Here is a 19,446-nt window from a genome sequence, read left to right as displayed (position 1 = left end):
GAGGTCGCAAGAAACGTCAGCCAATTGGAGCGCTTGGTGTCAATCGATTCGCGTTCTTCTTTCGACCACACCGTGCTGTCCCTGTTACCTTCCCAGGTCCCTGAACTCATTCGGAGCAGGTCGCGCACCGTGGCCGCGCCCAGGTCGGTGTTTTTCAGCTCGGGCAGCACATCCGCCGCCACGGTATCGAGCTTGAGTTTGCCTTGGCAGATGGCTTTACCGACCGCCATGGCGGTCACGGTCTTGCCCATGCTGAAGCCATGGAAAAAGCGCGAGCGTGAGGCGGGCGGCTTGAAGCCGTACCAAACCACCTCATTGCCGGACAGCAGCGCCATGGCTTTGCCTGCGCTGTTGGGAAGCAGGACCTGCGCTTTGCGTACAACCTCGTCTTCGGCCGGGGTGGGCTTGCGGTAGACGAGTTCACGGGGAGTCGGTGACGGTGAGGCCCGGTAGTACCAGGCCGGGCCGGGACTGAGCAACCACTCATCCGGAGCGCTCGGCGTGGTGCCCTGCATAGGCATGATCTGGGCGCAGGCGCTTCCAGCAACAAGGCAAATCAATGCCAACAACTTTTTACTCATGGTTAGCCTCCTCTTGTTAAAACACTTTACGTTTGGTTATAGGCCGAGTTTGCCATATACCGAACTCATAGGTTGTGTACTCTTAGTGTGCTTTTTTGAACACTTCAGGGCATGCCGCGCGCCCCTGTTCCCACTCCCCAGCCGTTGGACGCGGCCGCCAAACGCGAGCAGGCTCGCCTCCTGGCGGCTTTCGGCACGGCATTGCGGGAACTGCGGCATGACCGGCTCTTGACCATTGAGGCGGTGGCCGAAGCCGCCGGGCTGCATCCGAACTACCTGGGCTCGGTGGAGCGTGGCGAGCGCAATGTGTCGCTGTTCAATATCTGGCGCATCGCCAGCGCACTCGGGTTGCCGGCAGCAGCCCTGTTGGACGAACTGCCATCACGCAGGGGCAAACATTCCTGACGCGCGTGATCGCGACGGGCTGTCCCTTCGGCTTACTTAGCCTTGCCGCCAGCCTTGGCGGCAGTGACCTCTACGTACCACGCGGGTTTGAGGTGCCCGAACTCGGTGCTCATTTGCTGTGGCGCGGAAATGTGTAAGGCCGGGTCAATCACGTAGGAAAAGGCCTGCTGCTCCTTGGTGCCTCGGATGTGATGCCAAATGACATGCCTGCCGATTTCGGTTGTCTCGGAATAGTCCACTAAGAGTATTGCGACATCCGGCAACGCGGCGAAGGAGGTGAATTCCTTGTAGCTGGTGGCGACCAGGCTGCCAAGGTTCATCAGCAGCTTGGCGGTCATGACGTTGTCCACCCAGTAAGGTCCTGTTTTGGGCAGACCGAACTGCTCGGCCAGCTTGCGTACATCGGCCATTGGTCTTCCGGTCAGGATGGCGGCGCAGACTAGAAGATCGTCAAATCTGTCCTGCTGGAGTATTAGCGTGAAGGGTGAAGTGAATCCGGTGGGCAAGGCGCCCTTGGAGTTTGTCGATGCCATATCTGTAGTTCCTATGCATTGGTAAGAAGAAAACGCATGCAGCGGCCAGCCTGGAATCGTTTGAACGATCTGGGCTGGAAAGCGAAGAGGAAATTCAGGGTGCGAGACGTGAGCGTTGGAGCTCGGTTCGCGTTCTTGCTGGCGCTGCGGTGCGCGATGTGTCAAATCTGGCTATTCGGCGTGCGAAAACCCCGATTTGCAGTTTCAGTTTAACTAATTGCTGCTGCTGGGGGGTGACCAAATCACTTTGCACTATTCTGAGAAACTGTGCGCCGTAAACTGCTGCGCTCCGATCCGAGGACCAAGACCTCGGACGCACCCATGTTGGATGCGACGAAACAAAAAACAACAAAGGCTCTGGATAAGATCCCAAAAATTAATTTTTGGGATCTTGGTGCCGCTTAACGGAATCGAACTGTTGACCTTCTCCTTACGAAGGAGCTGCTCTACCAACTGAGCTAAAGCGGCTTAGCCTGAGATTATAGCTACGAAAGACAGGGTAATATCCAACCGTAGACCGCTGAACAAGTGGGGGCTCATCGCGTTTGCAGCGGTTCAGCTCCTGGAAAAAGCGTGTTTTTGCGACACGAGAGCTTTGAAAGTGACGCCTGATCCAACGGTAATTCACGAGACAATGAATGACAAAAGTACATGTAACGGCGAAACGGGACTTCATTGAGTCTCAGGTTGCCGCAAAACCCATCGCCGCGCTTTCCGAGGTTATCTGGAACGGGTTTGACGCTGGCTCCAATGAAGTGGAAGTATCCGTCAGCCTCAACGATATGGATGGCCTGGAATCGGTGCGAGTGCGTGATTTCGGATACGGTATTGACCATCAGAATATTGAATCCCTTTTTGGCGGGCTGGGCGAGTCATGGAAAAAGAAGACATACAAACAATCTGGCCGAGCACTACATGGAAAGAATGGCAAGGGACGATTCAAGGCTTTTGCCTTAGGAGAGCGTGTGCAGTGGACCACGTACTACAAGTTGAATGGGAAAACCTATTCTTATCGGATTGTGGGACACATCAACACTATTGAGGACTTTGAAGTCACAGAGCCAGTAGAAGTGGCGAATACTGAAAAGACTGGCACAGAGGTCGTCATCAACAACATGCGGCACGATTTCAAGTCATTGCGCGACGGCTCAACCTTAATGGAGTTGGCTCGGACTTATGCCGCCTATTTGACCGAATACCCGGACATACGGTTGACATTTGATGGAGATACCGTTGACCCTAGCAGTGCTCAAGTTAGCACTACAAACATACGCCTTGATCCAGTAAAAACAGTGGATGGTCGATTCGTCCCAGTGACATTGTCGGTAATCGAATGGAAGGTACCGACTGAACGGACACTTCACTTGTGCGACCCAAGTGGCGTCGCTTTGCACGCACTCCCTGTCGGTCCACAAGTCCGGGCGCCAGGATTCGAGTTCACTGCATACGTAAAATCTGAGCTATTCCGCGATTTGGATAAATCGAACGCATTGGTTCTTGCCGATTTGCACCCCGATGTTCAGACAGTGATGGGGAACGCCAAGGGAAAGCTGAAAGCCCATTTTCGAAAGCGCCTTTCCGAGAACCAGAGTGAGGTTGTGAAGAAGTGGAAGGAAGAGAAGATATATCCATTCGAGGACAAGGCTGAACTGGATCCTGTGGAGACCGCAGAGCGCCAAGTATTTGACATTCTGGCCGTCAATGTTCAAAGCTACCTTCCGTCTTTCGAGGATGCAGATCACAAATCAAGAAAGTTCACTTTCCAACTCCTCGCCCACGCGGTTCGCGAGAATCCTGATTCTGTCCAAACTATCATCAGCGAGGTCCTGGGCTTGAAACGAGCAGAACAGGATGACCTTGCAGCTTTGCTGGGAAAAACGAGCCTTTCGTCCATCATCAGCGCCGCAAAAACCGTAGCAGGAAGGCTGGATTTTTTGACTGCATTGGACGCACTTGTTTTCGGCAAGGAAAGCAAGAAGAAGCTGCTGGAAAGGGACCAACTCCACAAGATGCTGGAAAACGAAGCATGGTTGTTTCACGAGGAGTTCACACTCGCCGGAACTGAACAGCGTCTTGAAGAAGTTCTGCACAAGCATCTTGCGGCACTGGGACCGAGACAGGAGGATGCTGAGCCAGTGATCGTCGGCGATGACAAGCAGGGCCGTGTGGATTTGATGTTGAGCAAGGCATCGCAGCCACGAAGTGGCGAGTACGATTACCTCATAGTAGAGCTAAAACGGCCGAGCAAGAAGATCGACTCTGAAGTCCTCACCCAAATTGAGAAGTACGCAATAGCTGTCGCCAGCGATGAACGCTTTCGTGGTGTGCCCGCGAAGTGGACATTCTTGGCAGTCTCGAATGATCTGGACGCATATGCGCAAAAAAAAGCCAGCCAAAGAAACATGCCAAAGGGGCTAGTCTATAACGATGCGGATCTAAACATCACTGTCTGGGTCAAGAGTTGGGCAGACGTCATAAATGACGCCAAATCCAAATTGGACTTTATTAATCAACAGCTCTCGTATGAAGCTGATCGCGACAGTGCGAAAGCTTACTTGCAGAAAGCGCACTCACGATTCATCCCAGAAATTGACCTATCTACTGACGGCTACGGTGCTGACACAGAGTTCGAGGTGGAGGAGTTTGACGCCTCAGCAATGGTAGTAACTGATTCCGCACCATAGGACCAGAAGGGCCCCTGCAACGAGCATCGGTCCTTGGCACAGCCCTGGCACAACGGCGCCGACAACCAGAGATAAGTGGCGGTGCTTGCTTCAAGTAAAATCGTCGTAAGTCGTTGATTTAATTACCACCGACTTGCCGAGACTCTCATCAACTATCCACTAAATCTCATTCGTAATGAGAAGGTCGGGTGTTCGATTCATCTCTCCGGCACCAAATGGAAAGCCTCTGTTTCGCAAGGAACGGAGGCTTTTTTGTAGAACCAACGCGTAACCCAAACGAATTGGGGTCCTGAAAATGGTTCAGCTACAAGCACGCTGACCTACCTGCCGACAAGCGATGAGCATGAGAACTGCGCCCTCGCGTCAAGACGAATTTATCCAACTCGCCGCATTGCCACACACCACATATTCCACCTGGTCATGTGTGACCCACGTGTCCAGTCGATGTGACCGTTGACGCCCTGCCTTTTTATGGTTGATTCGGTAGTTCGGCGACATCTTGCAAGCGCACAGTCGCTAGGCCGTAGTCACGCGTGCGTCCGCACCCAACTTTTCAGAACGTCGTTCATGCGGGTTTGCCAGCCATCGCCCGATGCCTTGAATTTTTCTACCACCTCCACGTCCAGGCGCAGGGTCACTTGCGTCTTGCTGCCACTGCCCAGCGGGCGGCCGCGACGCACCAAGGGTTTGACTTGCTCCCATTCGGCATCCGTGAAGGGGACGGCGTCAGGGTCTGCCAGGGCAGCAGCCGTGATGGCGGCGTCTTCGGCAGGCGTTGGCAGAATCAGCACGCGCCCGCTACGCGTCTTAATCGTTGTTGGCATATCGTCTCACCTCTCGGTTATTGGCTTTTCTCAAACTGATAATGCGGCGTTCTGTTGCTTGCTCTGGCGGCCGGTCGACAAACACCACGCAAAACAATCTGTCATTGGCCGGCACCAGTCCCACCATGCGGGGTTCGCCATAGTCGCGGCGCTTGTCAGACCAGACCAAGGCAGCCTCCCATTCCAGGCCCACGGCGTCCAGCAATGACAAGCCATGCTTCGCCAGATTTGCGATCTCTTTGGTTGGATCGAACACCACATGCATGATTTATTGTAGTTACGTTTAATTGAATTACAAGGATTATTTGTAACTACGATTATTGAGCAAAAATTGTGGGCAAACAGGCCTCCAGCCCATATTAAACGTGCGCAAGCAGCTATGAATACCATAGCAGATCAAGGCAGCAACCGGCCTAGAGAAACAGAAACGCAGCAGCTGCCACAGCCGTCGGCCCCAGCGCCCCCAGCAGCAGGCCGCCAGCGCCCACAGTTTCATCGGCAAAGCCGCGCTTGAGCAGCGCCACGCCGGCCGGGTTTGGCGCATTGGCGATCACCGTGAGGCCGCCGCCGGCTACGGCGCCGGCCACCAGCATGTATTTGGATTCATCAGAGATGCCGACGATCAGCGACCCGAGGTAAGTCAGCGCGGCGTTATCGGTGATGGCGGTCAGGCCCAAAGAGCCCAAAAACAGCGCCAGCGGTTGCAGGCTGGACACAATCGGTTGCAGCCACCAGGCCTGCATGCCGCCCAGCACCACCAGCCCCGCGAGGAAAAAGCCGACCAGCAGCGCCTCTTTGATGATCAGCGGGCTCTGGTGTTTGTCATAGGCCTGCGTGAAACCGAGGAACAGCAGGAAGATCGCGAGGAAGGCCACGGGGTGATGCGCCATCAGCACCACGGCTGCGAGCAAGCCGATATGCACCGCCACCACCGACAGCGGCACGCGTTCTACGCCGTCCGTTGTGGTGTCTGGCGTTAGCAGATGTTTGCGCAGCGCAAAGGTGGCAGCCGTCGCGTTGATCACCACAGCGACCGCCGCCTTCCAGCCGAAGGTGGCGGCCATGAAGGCGCTGTCCCACTGCCAGGCCGCCGCCACCATAAGCACGGGTGGCGCCGCATAGGCGGTCAGCGTGCCGCCAATCGACACGTTGACAAACAACACGCCGAGCGCGAAGTACTTGACGCCTTCAGGCACGGCGGTGCGGAAGATCTGCGGCGTCAGCATCAGCGCTGCAATCGTCATGGCGGCCGGCTCGGTGATCAGCGAGCCGAGCAGCGGCACGGCGGCCAGCCCCAGCCAGGCGGTGGCCAGCGCGGTAGGCAGGGGGATGCGTTCGGCAATGGTGTTGACCGAGGCCATCACCGCGCGCAACACCGGCCGCGACGCTGCGATGACCATCACCACAAAAACGAACAGCGGCTCGGTGTAGTTGCGTGACTCCGCATAAGTGAGGGCTTCGCCGCCGCCCAGCAGCAGCGCCATGGTCAGGACCAGCACGATGGCCCAGAAGCCGAAGACGACCTCGACCTCGCCAAGCAGATGGAACAAGCCGGCGTGGCCGGGGAATCGGTGGGAGAGCCGCTCGAACTGTTTGGCGGCAAAGGTGTGAAGCAGGGCCACTGCAAAAATGACAGCGGCGATCACCTGGATCGTTTCAGGGCTAGCAGACATGGGCACAGGTACTCCGCGTGGCGGCCCGACCGACGCATACCTGCCCTGGCGCGAATGCGCTGACACCCGCCAGTATTTTAGCAGGCGGCCTCGCGCGGCTTAGCGCGGCGGTGGCACCGGATCGCCCCACATGCGCAGCCACAACCAGGGCAGCGCGGTGGCCACATCAGGCCGCGCGCTCTTGAGCGTGGGCACCTGGTTGTTCGCCGCACGTTCCTGCGCCGTGCCCAGGTCGAAGTTGAAGGTGTAGGCCGGCTCCTGGCCCATGCGCAGGTCGGTCACAAACAAGTGGCCGCCGCTTTCAGACACGCGGTAAAAGCCATGACTGAAGGCAGCGATACGTGCGACGTAAGGGTCCCGCGCATGTTGCGTGGCCAGCGCCGCGCCGCGGTCGTAGGCGGTCCAGGTGATGCGCGGTGATTTGTCGAGCAGCGAGTAATGGCCTTCGAGGTACTGCGTCGGCGTCATCGCGACCAGACGCCACAGCAGCGTGTTGAAGGGTGCGGGCGTCACCAGCAACTGCGTCGCGGCGATGCCGTCCGCCTGCAGCGAAGCGCGCGCCACCCGCGTGGCCTGCTGCTGCGCGACCACGCTCCAAACCAGGTACAGGCTGCTGAGCACCAGGCCGGCGGCATTCCAGCGCAGCCCGCGCACGCTTTTGAGCCGCAGCGCCGCCACCACGCCGACGATCAGCGGCACGGTATAGAGCGGGTCAATGATGAAGATGCTGCCGACGCCATACGGGTAGTCGGTGAAAGGCAGCAGCAGTTGTGTGCCGTACACGGTCATCGCGTCGAGCAGCGGGTGGGTGATCAGCACCAGCCAGAGCGCCAACCACCAGCGCTTGAACAGCGACGCCTCGCCGTGGATGCGCGAAACGACCCAGGCCAGCAGCGGCGCGACCAGCGTCAGCCAGAACAGCGCATGGCTTTCAGCGCGGTGCAGCGTCATGTTGAGCACTGCGTTGCCGTGATTGATGAAGGCGTCAAGGTCGGGCAGCGTACCGCCGACAGCGCCCCACAGTGCAGCTTTCCACACGGCGGTGCGCCGCCCCATCACGGCCACACCGACGGCTGAGCCGAGTGCGATTTGCGTCAGTGAATCCATGACGCGCAGCTTAACGCACGCCACCCTGTGCAGACCCAGGATGTAGGCCTGTTCTTACATGCGCCAAGTCACCAGCCTACAGACGGCCCTTTCTCCTCCCGGTATGGTTGCGCGAGTTAAAATCTCGCCCGCCGTCGAAATGGATGGGCTTCCTGAGGGGAACAAATTGGCTCTGAGAGTTTATTTGGTAGAAGACAGCGACGTCATGCGCCAGCAGTTGATGATGACTTTGTCGGAAGAGTTAAGCATCGACTGGGTCGGGTTCGCGGAAACCGAAACCGAAGCCAGGGAATGGTTCGAGCGCAATCCGGCCGGCTGGGACATTGCGCTGGTAGACCTTTATCTGCGTGAAGGCACGGGCGCTGGCGTATTGCGGCATTGCCGCAAACGGCCGGAAGCACAGGATGTGCTGGTCATGACCAACCACCCGACATCATCCCTGCTGACACACTGCCGCTTGCTGGGCGCCAATGCGGTCTTTGACAAATCCAAGGAGTTGGGCGATCTGATTGCCTACTGCATAGGGCGCGCGTATCACTCGTCGGCTCCCAAAACTCAGGTTTTCTTTCAGTAAGGTGTTGACGCGGTCACCCGACCGCTCTGACTGTACCTATCCAGCTCAAGCAGCCCGCGTGCGCTGGGCCAGGGCTTCCATGGTCGCCAGGCGCAATACCCGCAGTGTTTCCACCTGCTCGGCAGACACCTGCTTGGGCTGAACGTCATAAATGCACAAGGTGCCGACGGTATGCCCCTCGAAGGACAGCCGCGTCGAAGCATAAAACCGGATGAAGGGCGCTCCTACCACCAGCGGATGTGTAGAAAAAACCGGGTCTGCCGTGGTGTCCGGGATCACCAGCAGATCGTCATCACAATGAAAAAAGATTTCGCAAAAGGACGTCTCTGCCGGTGACTCCACGAGCGACACACCAATACATGCCTTGAACCAGTCGCGGTCCGCGTCCAGCAGGTTCACCATGGCGATGGGCACGTCAAAGGTCTTGGCAAGCGTTCGGGTCAGGTCGTCGTAGGCCACCTCGGCAGCGGTGTCCAGCAGTGCAAGTCTTTTCAGGGCCTCAAGACGTTCGGGATTTTTACGCATGACAAGTGGTCAAAATAGGAGACACGCGCGTCAGGCAGTCAGGCGCGCCGCAGCCTGTTTTTTACTCAGGCTTCGCAGCTCGGCGATCGCCGAAAACTGGCTGGCGCGCGGTCGTGTTCTGCCATTTTCCCATTTGTAGACCGACTGGTCCGACACGCCAAGCAGGCGGCCAGCTTCGGCCGCTGACAAACCCAGGCGCTTTCTCTGCGCCAGCAGGCCGCTGGCGCTGAAGCGGAAAGAGGTGGCCCGCTCGTCCGGCGTGGCCGCTGCCGCCTTTTTGCCAGCCGATTTGCCCAGCCGGGCGACCAGTTGTTCGAGCGCGGCAATGCGGCGCTTCAGCGCAGCAATGTCTGAACGGAAATGAGCCGATGACTTTTTGAGCTGTTGGGTTTCAGCGCGACCCTCCTTGCGGGCAACACGGGCGATTTCTTCTTTCAAAACGCTTGCGATATTGGGCATAGGCCTTTATTCCAGATAAAAGAGGAGCCTATCTTACGGCGCCAAGCTGCCTCGTCCTGATTCACGGGCTTCGTGTGATGGGTTCAGGCCATCGCCCTGCCCGCTCAAACACGCCTCTGGCAAGAGCATACAGCGCCCAGAGCAGCAGCAAGGGAATCACCATGGTCTGCAGCAGAAAAATCACGATCAGGCGGATGATGTGGTCGGTGGCCTGTTCGGCCGCCAGCTTCAGGGCCTCAAAACGCGCCTTCACATCGGCCGTGTCGGACAGCCAGCCTTTCATGCGGTCGAGCACACCCGGATTGTCCGGCGCAGCCACGGGCGGACCAAGCCGGGCGGCCTGCGTCGACGAGGTGTCGATCTGCAATTGGCTGGCCGCGTAATCAGGCGCCAGGAATTTTTGCCACAGCAGGTCGGTACCCAATGTCACCACGGGAACCGCGAAGCGCAGCATCAGCAAAATCACCAGCAGGCGCGACAGCCATGGCTGCGGCACCTGCCGCCTGAAATGCATCACGGCCCAGCCCATTGCCGTGGCCGTCAACGTTAGCGAGATCAACCAATAGCCACCCATGGCGATCAACGCTTTCTGCACACCAAACGCCACACTGGCCGCCAGCATCAGTGTCGAGAACTTCTCCACCAGGTCGTTGACCGGGTCGAGCAACTGGCCCGGTGTGAGCGTGACACCCACCCCGAGCGGCTGCACCGACAGCGCCGTGCCCTGCGCCACCGAGATCACGGCATTCAGCGCGCGCGCCGTGGCAAAACTGACCAGGGCGCGCTTCAGGCCAGCGTCCACCTGCGCCATCGCGGGTGCGTCCAGCGGTGCGAGCCACGAACAGGCCACTGCAGCAAGCATGAACAGGGCCAGGACATAGCGGCGGATGCTGGGCATGGGTGCCTCCTCGAAAAAAAGTCGGACGGCTTCAGGATACAGCGTCCGCAGGTCACCTCCCCGGCTGGGCAGTACGCACGGCCGCCGCTACAATCGCGCTGCCTGACGCGGCCCGCAGCAGGTGTCATCGCTCCCGGAGAGGTTGAAACCATGACCGCCATCAAAACCCTGCTGCTGTTGTCCACCGCGTGCCTGATGCTGGGCTGCAGTACCCTCGGCAATGCGCCTATCGCCAATGACAGCACGGTCAGCGGCAACACCGCGAAACAACTGGCTGGCGACGTGCCGCTGCCGCAGGGCGCGGTGATCAAACAGCAGGATACGCTGGTGATGGGCACCGGCAGCTCCTGGACGGGGCGCCTGAGCCTGACAGTGGCGGGCGAGCCGCAATCGGTGTTTGCTTATTTCCGCGACAGCATGCCGGGCGCCGGCTGGACCTTGACCTCAAGCTCTTTTTCCAAACTGAGCCTGCTGACTTTCACCAAGGCAGAACGTATCGCCACGGTGCAGATGCAAGGCTCAGGGTTTGGCGGCGGCAACGAGGTGCTGATCACCGTGGCCCCGGCGGTCAAGCCGGCCAGTCCCGCCGGCCCCATCAGCCGGCCCTGATCCGTCGGGTTTCAGGCCGCTTCGTTTTTTTCGGGGTGCGTTTCGGGGACGGCGCTGACCAGCACCTTGTCGATGCGTTTGCCGTCCAGGTCCAGCACTTCAAAACGCCAGCCCGCCGCCTCGACGCACTCGCCCACGGCCAGCAGCCGCCCCGACACGCTTTGCAGCAAGCCGGCCACGGTGTTGTAGCGTCCCTTGTCTTCGTCGGGCAGCTCCTTGATGTCCAGTCTGGCCTTCAATTCGGACACTGGCATCACGCCGTCAATCAGCCAGCTGCCGTCGGGTCGCTGGGTGGCCCAGGCATCGACCTGGGCGCCGGGTTGTAGCTCGCCGGTAATTGCCTCCAACATGTCCATCGGCGTCATCAGCCCCTGCACCACACCGTATTCATCGACCACAAACACGATGCGGGTAGAGCGCTTGCGGAACTGCTCAAGCAGCTCCATGCCGGTCAGGGTTTCGGGCACAAATACGGCGGGAATGGCATAAACATCGATACGGTCATCCAGGGTCGGCGTGGTGCCCGTGCCGGTGCTTTCACCGACCGGCTGGATCTGCCCGCGCAGCGCCAGCAACTTGGCAATATTGATGACGCCCACCACATCGTCGAGGCTACCCCGGCACACCGGGTACCAGGAATGCCCGGTGGCACCGGCCTTGGCAATCGCCTGGGCGACGGTGTCGTTGGCGTCTATCCACTCAATGTCCGAGCGCGGCAGCATCAGCGATGGCAACAAGCGGTCGTCGAGCAGAAACACGTTTTGCACCATCTGGTGTTCGTGCTCCTCAATCAGGCCAGCGTCCAGGCCTTCCTCCAGGCTGGCCGCAATTTCTTCGTCGGTCACGGTGCGCTCGCCGGCGTTGTCCACCCGCAGCAGCTTGAGCACGGCATGGGTGCTGAAGGACAGCAGGCGCACAAAAGGCTTGGCGCCGGTGGCCACCCACATCATGGGCCGCGAGACCAGGCGCGCGACGGTTTCGGGATAAAGCTGGCCGATGCGTTTGGGCACCAGCTCGCCGAACACAATGGTGATGAAGGTGATGATGGTGACCACCAGTGCCGTCGCCGAAATGTCGGCGGCACGCACTGACGCGCCGAAAGACTGAATCCACGCCGACAGGTCGTCGCTGAACGCTGCCTCGCCGATGATGCCGTTGAGCATGCCGATGGAGGTGATGCCGACCTGTACCGATGACAAAAACTGCGTCGGGTTGTCCAGCAGCGTCAGCGCCGCGCGCGCCCCCTTGTCACCCGACTCGGCCATGGCATTGAGCCGGGCCTTGCGGCTGGAGGCCAGCGCCAGCTCCGACATGGCGAAGACGCCGTTGAGCAGCGTCAGAAAGGCGATGAGGATGAAATCCATGGATCCGGAGGCAGAATGAACACATGGCACTTTACATGATCGGCGACCTGCAGGGTTGCCATGAACCCCTGACGCGGCTGCTGCGCAAGCTTGACTTCTCGCCGAGTCGCGACACCCTCTACATCCTCGGCGACCTGGTCAACCGGGGACCGGACTCGCTGGCGGTGCTGCGCAGCCTGGAGCAACTGGGCGACGCAGCGCAATGCCTGCTCGGCAACCACGACCTGAACCTGTTCGGTATCCGCCACGGCCTGCGCAAGCCGCATCGCGGCGACACCGTGCAGCAGGTGCTGGACGCGCCCGACAGCGAAGCGCTGCTCGACTGGCTGCGGCATCGCCGCATGGCGATGTTTGCGCATGGCTGGCTGATGGTGCATGCCGGCGTGCTGCCGCAGTGGAGCGTCGCGCAGACACTGGCGCTGGCCGGCGAGGTGGAGCGCGCACTGCGCGGCCCGGACCTGGCCGGCTTTCTCAAGGGCATGTACGGCAACACGCCAGACCGCTGGGACGATGCACTGGCTGGCGCCGAACGCCTGCGCGTGATCGTCAACGCCCTGACCCGCATGCGTTTTTGCACGGCAGACGGCGAGATGGAATTTGCCAGCACCGGGGGCACCCAGACCGCCCTGCCCGGCTACCTGCCCTGGTTTGAGGTGCCGGGCCGCGCGACGGCTGCCACGCCGGTCGCGTTTGGCCACTGGTCCACGCTGGGCGCGGACACCGCCGCTGCCGGTGGCGGCCTGCTTTCCAACACCTTGCCGCTGGACACCGGTTGTGTTTGGGGCGGCTGCCTGACGGCCGCCCGCATTGGGGACACGCCGGATGAATTTGAGTTGGTCAATGTGCGTTGTGATCAGTCGCAGGCGCCCGGATAGCCTCACGGCGAAATTTTCAAGCCTTTTAGGCCGCCAGCCCATACCGGACGTGCGCAGACAGCTACTGATTCAATAGCGCTCTGGGCTTGCCTGATCGCTTGTTGCCGGCTTCACGGCCTTGTTGGCCGCCTGCAGGGCGGCTTCGTCGGACAGGCTGCGCGCCACGCTGGCCGACAGCAACAGCACCGCCGAGGAGAAGTAAATCCACAGCAGCAACACCACCAGCGAGCCGGCCGCGCCATAGGCCGACACCACGGCGGCGGTCGACAGGTACAGCGCCATCAGGTACTTGCCGAGAGAAAACAGGATGCCGCCCACCGTGCCGCCCAGCACCAGGTAACGCAGTTGTGGCTTGGGGCCGGCGCTCATGCGCATCAGCGCCACGAAGAGGCCCGCACAAAAGGCCATGGACACTGCCTCATTGACCGCCAGGGCCACCCGTTCCAGCGGCAGGTAGGCACCGGCCCAGCCGGTCAGGAAAGTCAGCAGCGCCGAAATCGCCAGCGAGGTCATGAGCAGGAAGCCGAAAGCCAGGATGTAGGCAATGCCGCGCAGGCGCAACGAGGCGCTGTACCACCACTTCTGCCGTGGCAGTTCGCCGGTGTCGCGCCGCCACAGCCGCTCGAACGCATCCTGCAATTCGGCAAACACGCCGGTGGCGCCGGACAGCAACAATCCGAAGGCAATCAGTGACGCCAGTACGCCGTCGGCTGGCTGCTGCGCGCTGGTCAGGGCCTGCTGCACCATCTGCGCGCCCTGCTCACCGATCACGTCGGCGATCTGACGCACCAGGCTGGCTTCGATGTAGCTGCGGTCCAGCCACCAGCCGAGCACGGCCACCAGCAGCACCAGCAGCGGCGCCAGGCTCAGGATGCCGTAGAACGACATGGCCGCACTCATGCGCAGGCCGTCAGCGTCTATCCACAACCGGACCGCCCGCCGGATCGGGCGCACCGGTTCGAGCAGGGTTTTCAGCAGGGATGAAGAAGGCTTGCCAGCAGACACAGGAAACATGGTCTGCAGTCTAACGAAGCGGCGCGGCAGCGGGCATCAGACGCCCACGCGCCGGCAGGTAGGCTGCTGCCGACGCCCCCCAAGGAACGGGCGCGGCGGGCCCGCGCATCTCAGGTCGCGGTTTTGAACAGCGCCGCGACTTTTTTCTTCGGCTTGATGTTGGCCGACACACTGCTGCGTGAGGAGGTGCTCTTGGCGGCTTCTTCCCAGGCGGGCTGGGCTTCAGCCGGCAGCGTCGATTCGTAGGGCTTGTCGAAAAACGGATCGCGCGCAGCCGGGCGCGGGGCGTATTCGCGGCGTTCACGCGGCTCACGGCGCTCGCGCGGAGCCGCATCGGCTTCGCGCGGTGCCTGGTCACCGGTCTCACGGTACATTCGGCGGCCGTCGTTGATGCGGCCCTGCTCCTTGATGCGCGGCTGGTCTTCCTCAAACTCCATCGGTTCGAGTTCGATCTTGGTCTTGATCAGTTTTTCGATGTCGGCAACCAGGCGCTGGTCGCTGCTGGCAGCAAAACTCACGGCCAGGCCGGATGCGCCGGCGCGGCCCGTGCGACCAATGCGGTGTACATAGTCTTCGGCGTTGAAAGGCACGTCGAAGTTGAACACGGCCGGCACGTCCTTGATGTCCAGGCCGCGGGCGGCCACGTCGGTACACACCAGCAAATCGACTTCGCCCTTTTTGAAGGCGTCGAGCGCCTTGAGTCGCTCGTCCTGGCTCTTGTCGCCGTGCAATGCGGTGGTCTTCAGGCCTTCGCGTTCGAGCGACCGTGCCAGCCGCGCGCAGCCGAGCTTGCTGTTGACGAAGACAAACGCCTGCTTGATACCGCGGGCCTTGAGGATCTGGTGCAGCGCGCGGCGTTTGTCGTCGGCACCGACGCTGTAGAAATGCTGCTCGACGGTTGACGCCGTGGCGTTGGAGCGCGCCACCTCAATCGTCACCGGGTCCTGCAGAAAGCTGGACGCCAGGCGTTTGATCTCGGGCGAGAAGGTGGCCGAAAACAGCAAGGTAATGCGCTGCTTGGGCAGGTAGCTCAGGATACGCTGCAGGTCGGGCAAAAAGCCGATGTCCAGCATGCGGTCGGCCTCGTCGAGCACCACGTACTCGACCTGGTTGAGCACAGCGTTTTTGGCTTCGATGTGGTCCAGCAACCGGCCCGGCGTGGCGACCAGCACCTCGACGCCCTTTTTAAGTTCCAGCGTCTGCGGTTTCATGTCCATGCCGCCAAACACCACCGCACTGTTCAGGTTGGTGTACTTGGCGTAGAACTTGACCTGCTCGGCCACCTGCACGGCGAGTTCGCGCGTGGGCAGCAGCACCAGCGCACGCACCGGATGGCGCGCGGGCGAGGTCGAGGCGTTCTCGTGTTTCATCATGCGCTGCAGCAGCGGCAACGCAAAAGCGGCCGTCTTGCCAGTGCCGGTCTGGGCAGCACCCATCACGTCCCTGCCCTGCAGGACGACCGGGATGGCCTGTTCCTGGATCGGGGTCATGGTTTCGTAGCCCATCTCGGCGACGGCACGGGCCAGCGGTTCAGCCAGCGAGAGGTTGGAAAAAGAGGATGTCATAAAAAAAGGCCCGACGTAACTCCAGCGTTGGTAGATGCGGATGGTCGCGCGGGCCGGGACGGGTTTGCCGGGGCGCGTTGGGGGCCAACAGCAGCGCTGGTGGCAAAGGTGGCGACGCGGACCGCCCGGTCGCGGTCATTGATCGCAGGGCGTGTGCAGCGTTTCCTCAAGTCCTTATTGTCGCACTTTGGGTGAAAACCCCCGCCAAGTGCCCAACAACCCCTGAAAGGCGCGCTGGGCACCCCTGATCAGTCTGTTGGCAGAGCGACGCACGCTATCTATTTTATAGCTGCTTGCGCCCATCAAATATGGGCTGTAGCCCGAAATCTTATAAATTGCGGGCACTGAAGGTGTCACAGGCCTTGACGCTGCCCTGTTGCAAGCCCGTGTTGAACCAGCGCGCCCGCTGGGCACTGGTGCCGTGGGTAAAGCTTTCCGGCACGACTTTTCCGCCGCCGCCCTGCAAGGCGTCGTCGCCGATCTTGGCCGCTGCATTCATGGCCTCCTCGACATCGCCCTGCTCCAGGATGGCGCGGGCGCGCTGCGCCTGGTTGGCCCAGACACCGGCAAAACAGTCGGCTTGCAGTTCAAGCCTGACACTCATGGCGTTGTATTCAACCTTGCTGATGCGTCCGCGCATCTGGTCCATCTTGCCAGTGATGCCCAGCAGGTTCTGCACATGGTGGCCGACCTCGTGCGCAATCACATAGGCCTGGGCAAAGTCACCGGGCGCGCCCAGCCTTTTCTGCAGGGTTTCGTAAAAACCGAGGTCGATATAGACCTTCCGGTCAGCCGGGCAGTAAAACGGCCCCATCGCCGCCTGACCCTGGCCGCAGGCGGTCTGCGTCGCACCGCGAAACAGCACCAGCGTTGGTTCCTGGTAAGTGCTGCCGCCCTTGGCAAACACATCCTTCCAGACATCTTCAGTGTCAGCGAGCACGGTAGAGACAAACCCCGCCATGCGGTCATCAGCCGGCGGCCGCTGGGCCGGGCCCTGCTGCACCTGCGCGGTCGGCGCACCCCCGCTGAGCATGCTCAGGATGGTCATCGGGTTGATGCCGAAGATCCAGCCGCCCACCAGCGCCACCACGATGGTGCCTATGCCTATGCTGCGGCCGCCCAGCATGCCGCCTCCCCCGAATCCGGAGCCTGAGCTGCGGCGGTCTTCGACGTTGTCGGACTGGCGGTTGCCTTCCCATTTCATATGCAGATTTCCTGTTGGGCTTGTTCTGAACTACTTTACTTGAGCGGTAACTGCCATCGGGAACAATGTCGCATGGCGCAAGATCTATCCCCCATGACTACATTTCCCCGACTTCGCGTCGCGCTGGCGGCTCTGGCCGCTGGCCTGTTGACAGCATGCGCCAGCCCCATCGTCACCCAGGTCAGCAATTTCAACCAGTGGCCGTCAGACGCCGCCGGTAGCAGCTTCAGCTTCATCAAGCCACCGGCTGGCGCGACGCAGCCGCCCCCCGAGCTGGAACTGGCGACTTACCAGGCGTATGCGCAGCAAGAACTGGAAAAACTGGGTCTGCGCAAGGCACCGCCCGGCCAGGCCGCTCGTCTGCTGGTGGAACTCGGCTGGATCACCCAACCGCAAGAACGCACCTACCGACAACCGATTTACGACGACCGGCTGGTGTTTTACCCGCCCTACCGCAATGCAGCCGGCCAGCTGTTTCCGGGCTACTGGGCGCCGAGCCGCTTCGGCCCGGCCTACATCGGCGACCGGCTGGTGGCCTACACCGTGCAGTTCAACCAGATCAATCTGCGCATCCTTGACACGCGAGGCAGCCCGCCGGGCCAGCCCCGCGCTGTGTTTGAATCGCACGCGGTCTACGAGGGCCAGGCCACGCTGCCCACCATGGCGCCCTACCTGGTGCGCGCCGTGTTCGACGGCTTTCCGGGCCAAAACGGGCAGGTCCGCCGCGTCAACTTTGACCGGGAGACCGGTGCAGTGATCCGGAAGTGAACCCTATTTGAAGCGCACCGAAAGGCCCTCGAGCTGGCCGGCGATCGGCCCTGAACCGTCGAGTTCGGTGCGCCAGGTTTGCCCCGGCAACACTGGCCAGGCATCGGTCAAGGTGCCGGTAGTGACCACGTCGCCCGCCTGCAGGAGCGGCGCTCCGGGAAGCGCACGCAGTTCGTCCATAAAATACAGCAGGGCCTGCAAGGGGCCGTCCAGCACGTTGGCGCCCGTGCCCTCGTCTTTGATCACACCTTCGCCATAGAGCCTGAGCCGGATGCTGGACAGTGCCTCAGCCAACGCGTGCGGCGAAGTGCCTGGCGGCAATGACACCGGCTTCCCCACCAGCAGGCGGCCGTGCAGGCCTTCGTCGGCCACGGCCTGCGCGGCGCTGAATTTCCAGCCTGAAAAGTGCGTGTGAACAATCTCAAAGCCATGCGCGACCCAGTCAATCGCATCGACCAGTTGCGCCAGGCTGCAGCCCGGCACCGGCGCGCTGCGCAGGCCGAACACAATCTCGGGCTCGATGCGCGGCTCGCACAGTCCGGCCAAGGTCAACACGCCGGTATTCGGCCCCGCCGCATCAACCCGGCTCAGGCTGCCTTGCCAGACGGTTCCCCAGATCGGCGCATACACCTGATACCGCGGCCAGATCGTGCGGTTGGTGAAACCGACCTTGTAGCCGGCCGGACGCTCGCCCCCCGTGATTCGCGCCGCGCGCACCGCCAGCGCAGCGGCATAAGCCGCGGGAAGGTCGGCAGGAACGCTGGAGGGCCACACAAGGGGGCTGGCCTGCAATCGGGCCGCAGAAATTTGAGCCGCCAGGCCGTCGGTTGAAGAAGGAATGGTCATGCCGCGATGTTAGCCAGAAACAGTATGCAAGTTGCGCACAATAGGGGCATGCACACCCCCGCTGCCGTCAAATCGCTTCCAACCGTTCTGCTGACCGGCTTTGATCCCTTTGGGGGCGAGCGCCTGAACCCGAGCTGGCTGGCTGTCCAGTCGCTTCAAGGCCAACACATCGCCAGCCACAAAGTCGTGGCGGCGCAATTGCCCACGGTGTTTGATACGTCCTTGCTCGAATTGGCGCGCCTGCTGGAGGAGCACCGTCCTGCACTGGTCGTCTGCGTGGGCCAGGCCGGCGGGCGGGCGGCGATCTCGCTGGAGCGCATCGCCATCAATATCAATGACGCGCGCATTCCCGACAACGCTGCCGCGCAACCGATAGACACGCCGGTGGTGGCGGGCGGACCGGCGGCCTATTTCACCGGCCTGCCGATCAAGGCGATGCTGTTGGCGCTGCAGGGCGAGGGCATCCCCGCCGAGGTCTCGCAAACGGCAGGAACCTTTGTCTGCAATCATGTTTTTTACGGCTTGATGCACCACCTGGCCACTCAGCGAGGCTTCGAGGGCGTGCGCGGCGGTTTTGTCCATGTCCCCTGGCTGCCCGATCAGGGCCAGCCCAGCATGAAGACCGATGAACTGGTACGCGGTTTGCGGGTGGCCATTGCAACGGCACTGGCCACCCGCGCCGACATCGCCGCAGGCGCAGGTTCGCTCAATTAGTCCTGGGAAGATCGGGGTTCATCGCGCACCAGACGCCACATCAGCCAGGTGCCAATCAGCGCGTTCGATAACGCAAAGATCGCGACCACAATCATGGCAAACGTATTGAGGGGTCGGTTATGAACAATCCAGGCCAGCGCTGCGGATAAGGCATTGAGCGCCAGCATCATCCAGAACAGGGGATTGCGCGGCTGAAACAGACGGGTTAACTTCATGGCGGTGAT

22 protein-coding genes and 1 tRNA gene are annotated in these 19,446 nt (G+C 61.0%); 7 read left to right on the top strand and 16 right to left on the bottom strand.

Going from position 1 to position 19,446, the window contains the following annotated elements:
* Positions 1–581 (bottom strand): serine hydrolase (locus tag ACH2CW_RS08725; RefSeq protein WP_395057141.1); only part of this gene is annotated, 581 nt, incomplete at its 3' end.
* Positions 582–692: 111 nt separating this feature from the next.
* Here ACH2CW_RS08725 and ACH2CW_RS08720 point away from each other — a divergent pair.
* Positions 693–986, top strand: a complete 294-nt coding sequence (locus tag ACH2CW_RS08720) for a helix-turn-helix domain-containing protein (RefSeq protein WP_395057139.1) — start codon at positions 693–695, stop codon at positions 984–986.
* 32 nt (positions 987–1,018) lie between these two features.
* On the opposite strand, the gene ACH2CW_RS08715 is transcribed toward ACH2CW_RS08720, so the two are convergent.
* Both ACH2CW_RS08715 and ACH2CW_RS08710 read right to left on the bottom strand, forming a co-directional pair.
* Positions 1,019–1,519 (bottom strand): hypothetical protein, encoded by a 501-nt coding sequence (locus tag ACH2CW_RS08715; protein WP_395057137.1) that lies wholly within the window; start codon positions 1,517–1,519, stop codon positions 1,019–1,021.
* A 392-nt stretch (positions 1,520–1,911) separates the two neighbouring features.
* Positions 1,912–1,987, bottom strand: a tRNA-Thr gene (locus ACH2CW_RS08710).
* Positions 1,988–2,157: 170 nt separating this feature from the next.
* Here ACH2CW_RS08710 and ACH2CW_RS08705 point away from each other — a divergent pair.
* Complete coding sequence (locus tag ACH2CW_RS08705; protein ID WP_395057136.1) at positions 2,158–4,203, top strand: ATP-binding protein; 2,046 nt, start codon at positions 2,158–2,160, stop codon at positions 4,201–4,203.
* Positions 4,204–4,730: 527 nt separating this feature from the next.
* Here the strand turns inward: ACH2CW_RS08705 and ACH2CW_RS08700 are convergent.
* The 4 genes from ACH2CW_RS08700 to ACH2CW_RS08685 form a co-directional block, all read right to left on the bottom strand.
* Positions 4,731–5,027 carry a BrnA antitoxin family protein gene (locus ACH2CW_RS08700; RefSeq protein WP_395057134.1) on the bottom strand — a complete coding sequence of 99 codons (297 nt, stop codon included), beginning with the start codon at positions 5,025–5,027 and terminating at the stop codon, positions 4,731–4,733.
* Positions 5,011–5,292, bottom strand: a complete 282-nt coding sequence (locus ACH2CW_RS08695) for a BrnT family toxin (protein WP_395057132.1) — start codon at positions 5,290–5,292, stop codon at positions 5,011–5,013. The genes ACH2CW_RS08700 and ACH2CW_RS08695 overlap by 17 nt, the downstream gene beginning before the upstream one ends.
* 148 nt (positions 5,293–5,440) lie before the next feature.
* On the bottom strand, positions 5,441–6,700 hold the full coding sequence (locus tag ACH2CW_RS08690) for a putative Na+/H+ antiporter (RefSeq protein ID WP_395057130.1): 1,260 nt from the start codon (positions 6,698–6,700) through the stop codon (positions 5,441–5,443).
* Between the two features lie 99 nt (positions 6,701–6,799).
* On the bottom strand, positions 6,800–7,807 hold the full coding sequence (locus ACH2CW_RS08685) for a metal-dependent hydrolase (RefSeq protein WP_395057128.1): 1,008 nt from the start codon (positions 7,805–7,807) through the stop codon (positions 6,800–6,802).
* A gap of 58 nt (positions 7,808–7,865) precedes the next feature.
* Here ACH2CW_RS08685 and ACH2CW_RS08680 point away from each other — a divergent pair, with 58 nt between their 5' ends.
* Positions 7,866–8,381 (top strand): response regulator, encoded by a 516-nt coding sequence (locus ACH2CW_RS08680; protein ID WP_395057126.1) that lies wholly within the window; start codon positions 7,866–7,868, stop codon positions 8,379–8,381.
* Positions 8,382–8,426: 45 nt separating this feature from the next.
* Here the strand turns inward: ACH2CW_RS08680 and ACH2CW_RS08675 are convergent, their stop codons facing one another.
* From ACH2CW_RS08675 to ACH2CW_RS08665, 3 genes are all read right to left on the bottom strand, one after another.
* A complete protein-coding gene (locus tag ACH2CW_RS08675) occupies positions 8,427–8,906 on the bottom strand; it encodes a GAF domain-containing protein (protein ID WP_395057124.1) in 480 nt (159 codons plus the stop codon).
* A 30-nt stretch (positions 8,907–8,936) separates the two neighbouring features.
* Positions 8,937–9,365 carry a helix-turn-helix domain-containing protein gene (locus ACH2CW_RS08670; RefSeq protein ID WP_395057123.1) on the bottom strand — a complete coding sequence of 143 codons (429 nt, stop codon included), beginning with the start codon at positions 9,363–9,365 and terminating at the stop codon, positions 8,937–8,939.
* Positions 9,366–9,426: 61 nt separating this feature from the next.
* Positions 9,427–10,263 carry a hypothetical protein gene (locus ACH2CW_RS08665; RefSeq protein ID WP_395057121.1) on the bottom strand — a complete coding sequence of 279 codons (837 nt, stop codon included), beginning with the start codon at positions 10,261–10,263 and terminating at the stop codon, positions 9,427–9,429.
* A 150-nt stretch (positions 10,264–10,413) separates the two neighbouring features.
* Here ACH2CW_RS08665 and ACH2CW_RS08660 point away from each other — a divergent pair, with 150 nt between their 5' ends.
* The gene (locus ACH2CW_RS08660) at positions 10,414–10,872 is read left to right on the top strand and encodes a hypothetical protein (protein ID WP_395057119.1); all 459 of its coding nucleotides are present in this window, start codon (positions 10,414–10,416) and stop codon (positions 10,870–10,872) included.
* Between the two features lie 11 nt (positions 10,873–10,883).
* Here the strand turns inward: ACH2CW_RS08660 and ACH2CW_RS08655 are convergent, their stop codons facing one another.
* Complete coding sequence (locus tag ACH2CW_RS08655; protein WP_395057117.1) at positions 10,884–12,236, bottom strand: hemolysin family protein; 1,353 nt, start codon at positions 12,234–12,236, stop codon at positions 10,884–10,886.
* A 23-nt stretch (positions 12,237–12,259) separates the two neighbouring features.
* Here ACH2CW_RS08655 and ACH2CW_RS08650 point away from each other — a divergent pair, with 23 nt between their 5' ends.
* Positions 12,260–13,111 carry a symmetrical bis(5'-nucleosyl)-tetraphosphatase gene (locus ACH2CW_RS08650; protein ID WP_395057115.1) on the top strand — a complete coding sequence of 284 codons (852 nt, stop codon included), beginning with the start codon at positions 12,260–12,262 and terminating at the stop codon, positions 13,109–13,111.
* Positions 13,112–13,180: 69 nt separating this feature from the next.
* On the opposite strand, the gene ACH2CW_RS08645 is transcribed toward ACH2CW_RS08650, so the two are convergent.
* From ACH2CW_RS08645 to ACH2CW_RS08635, 3 genes are all read right to left on the bottom strand, one after another.
* Complete coding sequence (locus ACH2CW_RS08645; RefSeq protein ID WP_395057113.1) at positions 13,181–14,125, bottom strand: YihY/virulence factor BrkB family protein; 945 nt, start codon at positions 14,123–14,125, stop codon at positions 13,181–13,183.
* 110 nt (positions 14,126–14,235) lie between these two features.
* On the bottom strand, positions 14,236–15,690 hold the full coding sequence (locus ACH2CW_RS08640) for a DEAD/DEAH box helicase (protein ID WP_395057111.1): 1,455 nt from the start codon (positions 15,688–15,690) through the stop codon (positions 14,236–14,238).
* A 328-nt stretch (positions 15,691–16,018) separates the two neighbouring features.
* Complete coding sequence (locus ACH2CW_RS08635) at positions 16,019–16,894, bottom strand: neutral zinc metallopeptidase (protein WP_395057109.1); 876 nt, start codon at positions 16,892–16,894, stop codon at positions 16,019–16,021.
* A gap of 93 nt (positions 16,895–16,987) precedes the next feature.
* Between ACH2CW_RS08635 and ACH2CW_RS08630 the strand changes: the two genes are divergently transcribed.
* On the top strand, positions 16,988–17,662 hold the full coding sequence (locus ACH2CW_RS08630; protein ID WP_395057107.1) for a DUF4136 domain-containing protein: 675 nt from the start codon (positions 16,988–16,990) through the stop codon (positions 17,660–17,662).
* A 3-nt stretch (positions 17,663–17,665) separates the two neighbouring features.
* On the opposite strand, the gene ACH2CW_RS08625 is transcribed toward ACH2CW_RS08630, so the two are convergent.
* The gene (locus ACH2CW_RS08625; protein WP_395057105.1) at positions 17,666–18,508 is read right to left on the bottom strand and encodes a 2-keto-4-pentenoate hydratase; all 843 of its coding nucleotides are present in this window, start codon (positions 18,506–18,508) and stop codon (positions 17,666–17,668) included.
* 48 nt (positions 18,509–18,556) lie between these two features.
* Between ACH2CW_RS08625 and pcp the strand changes: the two genes are divergently transcribed.
* Positions 18,557–19,222, top strand: a complete 666-nt coding sequence (gene pcp, locus ACH2CW_RS08620) for a pyroglutamyl-peptidase I (protein WP_395057103.1) — start codon at positions 18,557–18,559, stop codon at positions 19,220–19,222.
* Here pcp and ACH2CW_RS08615 read toward each other — a convergent pair.
* On the bottom strand, positions 19,219–19,437 hold the full coding sequence (locus ACH2CW_RS08615) for a hypothetical protein (RefSeq protein ID WP_395057101.1): 219 nt from the start codon (positions 19,435–19,437) through the stop codon (positions 19,219–19,221). The two genes, pcp and ACH2CW_RS08615, sit on opposite strands and share 4 nt — an antisense overlap.
* Between the last annotated feature and the right edge of the window lie 9 nt (positions 19,438–19,446).

The organism is Polaromonas sp. (assembly GCF_043778355.1).
In the GTDB taxonomy this organism is placed as follows: domain Bacteria; phylum Pseudomonadota; class Gammaproteobacteria; order Burkholderiales; family Burkholderiaceae_C; genus Polaromonas.
Note: the sequence above shows the minus strand (reverse complement) of the source record. Positions and strands in the feature narration are given on the sequence as shown.

What these genes read in the sequence shown, in the direction of transcription:
- ACH2CW_RS08650 (WP_395057115.1), top strand. Translation starts at nt 12,260, where the DNA reads ATGGCACTTTACATGATCGGCGACCTGCAGGGTTGCCATGAACCCCTG.
- pcp (WP_395057103.1), top strand. Translation starts at nt 18,557, where the DNA reads ATGCACACCCCCGCTGCCGTCAAATCGCTTCCAACCGTTCTGCTGACC.
- ACH2CW_RS08690 (WP_395057130.1), bottom strand. Translation starts at nt 6,700, where the DNA reads ATGTCTGCTAGCCCTGAAACGATCCAGGTGATCGCCGCTGTCATTTTT.
- ACH2CW_RS08680 (WP_395057126.1), top strand. Translation starts at nt 7,866, where the DNA reads ATGCGCCAAGTCACCAGCCTACAGACGGCCCTTTCTCCTCCCGGTATG.
- ACH2CW_RS08685 (WP_395057128.1), bottom strand. Translation starts at nt 7,807, where the DNA reads ATGGATTCACTGACGCAAATCGCACTCGGCTCAGCCGTCGGTGTGGCC.
- ACH2CW_RS08655 (WP_395057117.1), bottom strand. Translation starts at nt 12,236, where the DNA reads ATGGATTTCATCCTCATCGCCTTTCTGACGCTGCTCAACGGCGTCTTC.
- ACH2CW_RS08715 (WP_395057137.1), bottom strand. Translation starts at nt 1,519, where the DNA reads ATGGCATCGACAAACTCCAAGGGCGCCTTGCCCACCGGATTCACTTCA.
- ACH2CW_RS08630 (WP_395057107.1), top strand. Translation starts at nt 16,988, where the DNA reads ATGACTACATTTCCCCGACTTCGCGTCGCGCTGGCGGCTCTGGCCGCT.
- ACH2CW_RS08615 (WP_395057101.1), bottom strand. Translation starts at nt 19,437, where the DNA reads ATGAAGTTAACCCGTCTGTTTCAGCCGCGCAATCCCCTGTTCTGGATG.
- ACH2CW_RS08640 (WP_395057111.1), bottom strand. Translation starts at nt 15,690, where the DNA reads ATGACATCCTCTTTTTCCAACCTCTCGCTGGCTGAACCGCTGGCCCGT.
- ACH2CW_RS08625 (WP_395057105.1), bottom strand. Translation starts at nt 18,508, where the DNA reads ATGACCATTCCTTCTTCAACCGACGGCCTGGCGGCTCAAATTTCTGCG.
- ACH2CW_RS08700 (WP_395057134.1), bottom strand. Translation starts at nt 5,027, where the DNA reads ATGCCAACAACGATTAAGACGCGTAGCGGGCGCGTGCTGATTCTGCCA.
- ACH2CW_RS08695 (WP_395057132.1), bottom strand. Translation starts at nt 5,292, where the DNA reads ATGCATGTGGTGTTCGATCCAACCAAAGAGATCGCAAATCTGGCGAAG.
- ACH2CW_RS08660 (WP_395057119.1), top strand. Translation starts at nt 10,414, where the DNA reads ATGACCGCCATCAAAACCCTGCTGCTGTTGTCCACCGCGTGCCTGATG.
- ACH2CW_RS08670 (WP_395057123.1), bottom strand. Translation starts at nt 9,365, where the DNA reads ATGCCCAATATCGCAAGCGTTTTGAAAGAAGAAATCGCCCGTGTTGCC.
- ACH2CW_RS08675 (WP_395057124.1), bottom strand. Translation starts at nt 8,906, where the DNA reads ATGCGTAAAAATCCCGAACGTCTTGAGGCCCTGAAAAGACTTGCACTG.
- ACH2CW_RS08705 (WP_395057136.1), top strand. Translation starts at nt 2,158, where the DNA reads ATGACAAAAGTACATGTAACGGCGAAACGGGACTTCATTGAGTCTCAG.
- ACH2CW_RS08720 (WP_395057139.1), top strand. Translation starts at nt 693, where the DNA reads ATGCCGCGCGCCCCTGTTCCCACTCCCCAGCCGTTGGACGCGGCCGCC.
- ACH2CW_RS08665 (WP_395057121.1), bottom strand. Translation starts at nt 10,263, where the DNA reads ATGCCCAGCATCCGCCGCTATGTCCTGGCCCTGTTCATGCTTGCTGCA.
- ACH2CW_RS08645 (WP_395057113.1), bottom strand. Translation starts at nt 14,125, where the DNA reads ATGTTTCCTGTGTCTGCTGGCAAGCCTTCTTCATCCCTGCTGAAAACC.
- ACH2CW_RS08635 (WP_395057109.1), bottom strand. Translation starts at nt 16,894, where the DNA reads ATGAAATGGGAAGGCAACCGCCAGTCCGACAACGTCGAAGACCGCCGC.